Below are 5,880 nucleotides of genomic sequence, written 5' to 3'. Positions count from 1 at the left end.
AATTCTATTTGCAAAATAATGTTGGTTGGTTTGCAAAATAATTCTGGCTGAGGGTCATTTTATTGCTGGCGCTTACAAGTAAATATTCAGATTGAACATACTAAACGCAATCATAGAGGACAGGTCTGGAAGCTTGATGGTGAATACACAACAATTGCTCAGATATCAAAAGCGCTGTCTTATCCCAATGAGCATGTATTAAGGCGCCGCATTACCAATGTTGGTCAACAGCGAGCTTTTACTGAGCCTTTTCAATAGCTGCTGATATTATATTCTGTATTGATTTTCAAGAATCTTAGCATCTAAGATTTAAACCATCCTTTTTATCGTCAATCAATTGAATTCGTCGGTTGAGTTCTTTGATAGCTATTTTTAGTACGCCAGTATTCCCGTTATCTTTTGCTTTACGGTAACACACACCGATAACTTCAATTAAACCAGTGTCTGAAATGTTTCTTTCACTTCCTGCTGAGTCAAGAAGTAAAGCATAATCGCGCTCACGCTTATTACGCATACGTTGGGCATTGGACTTTGGCATAGCAATAAATAATTTTTCGTTACTGTGACAAATAGTGTAGACATGTAATGGTGTATTTGTAAACATCAACAATATGAATTAACTGAGTGCACCATTTGGAAATTTTAGCGAAGTCTTAACACTGAATGCATGAATTGAGGGGTGGAGGGAGATTAATGCATTCAGTGAGCGACATAACTATTGTAGTCTAAGTGCTTTTGAATGCCAGCATTGATAGCTAAAAATTTTGATCAAATTCAGTTTACTCACCCATAGTCCGTTATACCTATTTTGCTAAGCTTTGTATTTCTGGGTGCTCAGATAAGCCTTTAATTATATCGTCAAGCTCATTTGAAAAATTACAGTCAATTGCAACACTACCTACTACGTTAGCAAGGTCATAGTAGAAGTTTTTATCTCCAGTTATCCGGTACCAAAACTCTTGTCCTATCAAAACTGGGTAATGGTGTTTTAACTCAATATTTCTGTAATTAGCACTTAAATCATCTTTGTTTCCGTAAATAACGCCAACAACCATATCATTGTGAGTAATTTGCAGATTATTGGTTCGTCCAAGGTTTATTATGGCTTTAAATTTATTGGCGATTGTATCAACATCATCCTTGTTGATAGTGGAAGGTCCAGATTTGAGTTGGCAATACTTTTTTCTTCTATCAATAGCATCAATATACTCAATATCAATTCCCTGAGTTGTGCTACCAAGCACCCCTTCAAACACGCTGCTAGAAAAACTCTGGATGCCATTACCAAATATCGTTGTAATAGAAGTTCCTAAAACCCTTGGATAGACTAATGCTTTGGCAATTCCTAAAGCATCTGATTTACCAGTTAAGAAATTAGCCAAGTATTTTATAATGAAAGGATTGATGTTAAATGACTCTGGCTTATCTAAAGTCATTGTTTTATTTCTATGATTCAAAGCTATTGTCTCTTTAAACCAAGCTTTTGCTCTTTGTAAAATTAACTCTTTCTGTTTGGCGTCAAGCATAAGTAATTCAGGTAATCAGTATGTTGAGCATTATACTAAGTTTTTTCATTAGATAATGCAGGATAAAACTAGTTGTTTATGCTATATTTGATAACCATGATATATGTTGTTATATGTTAAATGAAAGAATATTACTATATCTCAGAGGTTGCCGATATCTTAGGCATAAGCAAAGAAACTCTAAAAAGGTGGGATAAATCTGGCAAATTAAATCCCATAAGACACCCTATAAATAACTACAGAGTATATCATATTGATCAGCTAAAAGTATTTGAACAAGTACAATTGTTATTAAATTCCTCTTGGATAATAGATGAGCAAGTAACTCCAAGTAGAGATTATTATTCTATAGAATTATTTGCAGGCGCAGGAGGTCTTGCTATTGGAATGGAGCAGGCTGGATTTAAGCATTTGTTGTTAAATGAGGTAGATAAACACTGTGCTAACACATTGTCACTAAATAGACCGAGTTGGCCAATTGTATGTGATGATATAAAAAATTTATGTTTCAAAAAATATTTCAATAAAGTAGATATAGTTACAGGGGGATTCCCGTGTCAGGCCTTTTCCTATGCCGGTAAGAAATTAGGGTTTGAGGATGCTAGAGGTACATTGTTTTATGAATTCGCCAGATGTGTAAAGGAAACAAATCCAAAAATATTGCTTGCTGAAAACGTTAGAGGTTTATTAACTCATGATAATGGGAAAACTTTAGATGCTATTCGCTCAGTTATTGATGAATTAGGCTATCACCTCATAGAGCCAAAAATTTTGAAGGCTATTTTTTATAAGGTTCAAGGTTCCGCAGAAGCGAGAAAGGCTAATTTTAGTTGCTATTCGTAAAGACCTTTATTCACCAGAAGTTTTTAGATGGCCTTCACCTTATAAACAAATTTTTACGGTACGAGATGCACTCAAAAAAGGCGAATTATATAATAGTGATGTCTCAGATTCGCCTGGAGCAACTTATCCAAAAAGGAAACAAGAGATATTATCAAAAGTTCCTCAAGGTGGTTATTGGAGAGATTTGCCAGATCACTTGCAGAAAGAATATATGAAAAAAAGTTACTATTTAACTGGCGGTAAGACAGGTATGGCAAGAAGGCTATCCTGGGATGAGCCGTCACTAACTCTTACCTGTGCGCCAGCTCAAAAGCAAACTGAGCGTTGTCACCCAGAAGAAAACAGACCTTTAACAACAAGAGAGTATGCAAGAATTCAAACTTTTCCAGATGATTGGAATTTCTCTGGGCCAATGACCAGTGTTTATAAGCAGATAGGCAATGCAGTTCCTGTTAACTTAGCTGCGGCAATCAGTCGAATGTTAATAATGGCGTTGAATAAAATCACAGACACACAATTCATATCGGAAAATTCATGCCACAATGCTGTTGCCTAATCAAGTGATGTCGAGTCATTTTGGGCTTTTAAGCAATAGCCTATCTAGGCATTCTTATTTCATCTTTTAAAGTATAGTAAATTTTCAAAAAAGGAGCATGCAAAATGTATAAAGATTTTCGTGATATTTTAAAGCTGTTAGCAAAAGTACTCATTCTAATTTTGCCGCTATTTTTCATTGTGTATTTCGCGGCAATGAAATTTTTTGAGGCGAATCAGGAGAGTGCTATAACAATTGCTTGTGCAGTATCAGTTGTTGGTTTGTTAGGGGCTTTTCTAAACGGGCGACTTTAATCCTAAAAAGTATACTTTAGAGTACAAAAAAGTAAAAATGATTTTGATATGTTCTCTAAATAGGTATATAATACAAGTACGCTAAATGCTTAGAATATATAACACATGCCAACGATATTAAGAATTGGTTCCTACAGTTTTTACTTCTATGCAAATGAAGGAAACGAGCCTCCGCATATTCATATTAGGAGTGCTGGATCAGAAGCTAAATTTTGGCTTGATCCAATTGTCCTTGCATCATCAAAAGGCTTTCCTTTGCATGAATTAAATAGGTTAGAAAAATATGTAGAAAAAAACAAATCACTTTTTGAGGAGAAATGGAATGAGTTTTTCAACCAATAAATCAGCTGTAGATTTAAGTTTTAACAAACATAACTTTGTTATTCATTTTTCAAATGGGGAAATGCTTAAAACTCCATTGAGTGAATTTCCTACAATCGGAAATGATTTAAACAAGTTATCAGAATTTGAGTTGTTTGATAACGGCAACAGCATATATTTTCCAAAAGTTGATGAGTATATTAGTGTTAAGAATTTAATGCTTGGTATTACAGGTAAAAACCATGGCTAAAGCTGGTCATATTGTTGGTTATGCCCGAGTATCATCTTCAGGTCAATCTTTAGAAGTGCAAGTTGAAAAGCTTAGCAAGCATGGGTGTGATAAAATATACCAAGAAAAAATCAGTGGTCTTGAACAGAATAGACCTCAATTAATTGCTTGCCTAGATTATGTAAGAGAGGGAGATACCCTTGTTATTACTAAGCTTGATCGCATGGCGAGGTCATCCTTACATTTAGGCAAGATTGTTGAGAACCTTAATAAGAAGAAGGTTAATTTTATTGTGCTTGATCAACAAATCGATACGACATCACCTCAAGGCAAGCTTATGTTTCATATGCTGTCGGCTTTTGCTGAGTTTGAAAATGGCATACGTAGAGAGCGACAAGTTGAAGGAATAGAAAAAGCAAAACGACAAGGTACTAAGTTTGGCCGTAAATTTAAGCTAACACCTGAAACCGTAAAAGAGGTTGAATTAGAATCTAAATCAGGCAAGCCAGTTAAGGAGATATTAGATAAATTTGACATTGCCCGAGTAACTTATTATAAAATAAAAAACGGCAATCATCCTTATCAAGTTGGCAGCTAAATTATACCCCACGGCTGTGATCCTGATAAAAAGGGGTCATGTGTGAATAGTATACAAAAATATACCAAAAGGTAAAATCGCATTAATCACTTTTATATAACTCAATAGTATAACGTAGGCGCTGATTTCCAGATGGCTTAAAACTGATTTTTAGAGACTAGATTGTAACTATCGTAAAACGATCGTTTTTTTAAAACAGAAAAGCTGTAATGTACACAAACCTTAAGTTTCTTTGTATTTTTGCTAATTGGGTATAAATGGATATTTTTATGGATATATAAAAAATTAGGATGTATTATTGGATATAAATGGATAATTTATTGGATAGTTAACGTGAATGTAAACTCTTTAATTATTAATAATGAAATACTAAAAATGATATCAGAGATTGATGAGTTTAAAGGTTCGTGGAAATCATTAAGCACACTAGCACCAGAAAGGTTACAAGCACTAAAAAAAGTTGCAACTATAGAAAGTATAGGCTCTTCAACTAGGATTGAAGGCAGTAAGCTAACAGATTTAGAGATTGAGACAATTCTGTCTAATATTGAAATTCAAAGCCTTGATTCTCGTGATGAACAAGAGGTCATTGGATACTCCCATGTGATGAATATTATTTTTGATGCTTGGAAAGATATCCCTATTAGTGAGAATTATATTAAGCAGTTACATGGAGAAATCTTAAAATACAGTAGTAAGGATTATGCTCATAGAGGCAAATACAAAACTAGCAGCAACAGCGTCGCTGCATTTGATTCGTCGGGTAAAAATATTGGTGTTGTATTTGAAACGGCAACACCTTTTGAAACACCTATGCGCATGAAGGAATTGGTTGATTGGATAAATTCAGCCTTAGAAGAAAATCTTTTACACCCAATATTAATATGTGCAATCTTTATTGTTGTTTTTCTTGAAATACACCCATTTCAAGATGGAAACGGTCGATTAAGTAGAGTGTTAACAACTTTAATTTTATTGAAATCAGGATATAGCTACGTATCTTATAGTTCTTTGGAGAGTATTATTGAACAAAACAAGGATGCTTATTACTTATCATTGAGAAAAACTCAAAAGACACTTAAGTTAGATGAGCCAGACTGGATGCCGTGGATTGTTTTTTTTCTCAATTCTTTAAATAAACAAGTAAAACGTCTCATGCTTAAAATTGAAAAAGAACAGATGCTATTACAGACACTTCCAGAAGCTTCATTGATGATAGTGGAGCATATAAAAGCACATGGGCGTGTCACTCTTTCAGAAATGGTTACTCTTACTGGTATAAACCGGAACACACTTAAAAAGCACTTTCAAAAATTAGTGTCTATGAATCAAATTAATCAGCATGGAAAAGGTCGAGGCGTTTGGTATTCATTCACCTGAGTTTTCACTATGGATTTCATAATATTAGTAGGTTGTCGGGGAGCTAGGGTTATAGAGCAACTCATTGCAAGTTACCTGGATATTGACTACTCAAATATTTCTAAATCTGGATTCTTAAGACAATTTTTTATGCC

Annotated in this window: 9 protein-coding genes; 7 read left to right on the top strand and 2 right to left on the bottom strand. The window is 34.3% G+C overall.

Translation table 11 applies throughout. From position 1 onward, the window contains the following. Positions 1–295: 295 nt before the first annotated feature. Both ACTS4L_RS10995 and ACTS4L_RS10990 read right to left on the bottom strand, forming a co-directional pair. Positions 296–514: a hypothetical protein gene (locus ACTS4L_RS10995; protein WP_440652046.1), complete on the bottom strand. Its 219-nt coding sequence runs from the start codon at positions 512–514 to the stop codon at positions 296–298. Positions 515–803: 289 nt separating this feature from the next. Next, a complete protein-coding gene (locus tag ACTS4L_RS10990) occupies positions 804–1,526 on the bottom strand; it encodes a PmeII family type II restriction endonuclease (RefSeq protein WP_440652045.1) in 723 nt (240 codons plus the stop codon). A gap of 120 nt (positions 1,527–1,646) precedes the next feature. Here ACTS4L_RS10990 and dcm point away from each other — a divergent pair, with 120 nt between their 5' ends. The 7 genes from dcm (at position 1,647) to ACTS4L_RS10955 (ending at position 5,746) form a co-directional block, all read left to right on the top strand. After that, positions 1,647–2,369, top strand: a complete 723-nt coding sequence (dcm, locus tag ACTS4L_RS10985) for a DNA (cytosine-5-)-methyltransferase (protein WP_440652044.1) — start codon at positions 1,647–1,649, stop codon at positions 2,367–2,369. After that, positions 2,314–2,925, top strand: a complete 612-nt coding sequence (locus tag ACTS4L_RS10980) for a DNA cytosine methyltransferase (protein ID WP_440652047.1) — start codon at positions 2,314–2,316, stop codon at positions 2,923–2,925. The genes dcm and ACTS4L_RS10980 overlap by 56 nt, the downstream gene beginning before the upstream one ends. A 104-nt stretch (positions 2,926–3,029) precedes the next feature. After that, positions 3,030–3,218, top strand: a complete 189-nt coding sequence (locus tag ACTS4L_RS10975) for a hypothetical protein (RefSeq protein WP_440652043.1) — start codon at positions 3,030–3,032, stop codon at positions 3,216–3,218. A gap of 105 nt (positions 3,219–3,323) precedes the next feature. Then, entirely contained in the window at positions 3,324–3,560 is a 237-nt protein-coding gene (locus tag ACTS4L_RS10970) for a DUF4160 domain-containing protein (RefSeq protein WP_440652042.1), read from the top strand. Further along, positions 3,541–3,789, top strand: coding sequence for a DUF2442 domain-containing protein (locus tag ACTS4L_RS10965; RefSeq protein WP_440652041.1), 249 nt, complete (start codon positions 3,541–3,543; stop codon positions 3,787–3,789). The genes ACTS4L_RS10970 and ACTS4L_RS10965 overlap by 20 nt, the downstream gene beginning before the upstream one ends. Then, entirely contained in the window at positions 3,782–4,366 is a 585-nt protein-coding gene (locus ACTS4L_RS10960; RefSeq protein ID WP_440652040.1) for a recombinase family protein, read from the top strand. The genes ACTS4L_RS10965 and ACTS4L_RS10960 overlap by 8 nt, the downstream gene beginning before the upstream one ends. A gap of 333 nt (positions 4,367–4,699) precedes the next feature. Continuing rightward, on the top strand, positions 4,700–5,746 hold the full coding sequence (locus ACTS4L_RS10955; RefSeq protein WP_440652039.1) for a Fic family protein: 1,047 nt from the start codon (positions 4,700–4,702) through the stop codon (positions 5,744–5,746). The last annotated feature ends 134 nt before the right edge of the window (positions 5,747–5,880 follow it).

It is taken from the genome of Cysteiniphilum sp. 19S12-1 (genome assembly GCF_052030685.1).
GTDB lineage: Bacteria > Pseudomonadota > Gammaproteobacteria > Francisellales > Francisellaceae > Caedibacter.
Note: the sequence above shows the minus strand (reverse complement) of the source record. Positions and strands in the feature narration are given on the sequence as shown.

Coding starts and splice junctions, on each gene's coding strand:
- ACTS4L_RS10965 (WP_440652041.1), top strand. CDS start 3,541: ATGAGTTTTTCAACCAATAAATCAGCTGTAGATTTAAGTTTTAACAAA.
- ACTS4L_RS10970 (WP_440652042.1), top strand. CDS start 3,324: ATGCCAACGATATTAAGAATTGGTTCCTACAGTTTTTACTTCTATGCA.
- dcm (WP_440652044.1), top strand. CDS start 1,647: ATGAAAGAATATTACTATATCTCAGAGGTTGCCGATATCTTAGGCATA.
- ACTS4L_RS10960 (WP_440652040.1), top strand. CDS start 3,782: ATGGCTAAAGCTGGTCATATTGTTGGTTATGCCCGAGTATCATCTTCA.
- ACTS4L_RS10995 (WP_440652046.1), bottom strand. CDS start 514: ATGCGTAATAAGCGTGAGCGCGATTATGCTTTACTTCTTGACTCAGCA.
- ACTS4L_RS10975 (WP_440652043.1), top strand. CDS start 3,030: ATGTATAAAGATTTTCGTGATATTTTAAAGCTGTTAGCAAAAGTACTC.
- ACTS4L_RS10990 (WP_440652045.1), bottom strand. CDS start 1,526: ATGCTTGACGCCAAACAGAAAGAGTTAATTTTACAAAGAGCAAAAGCT.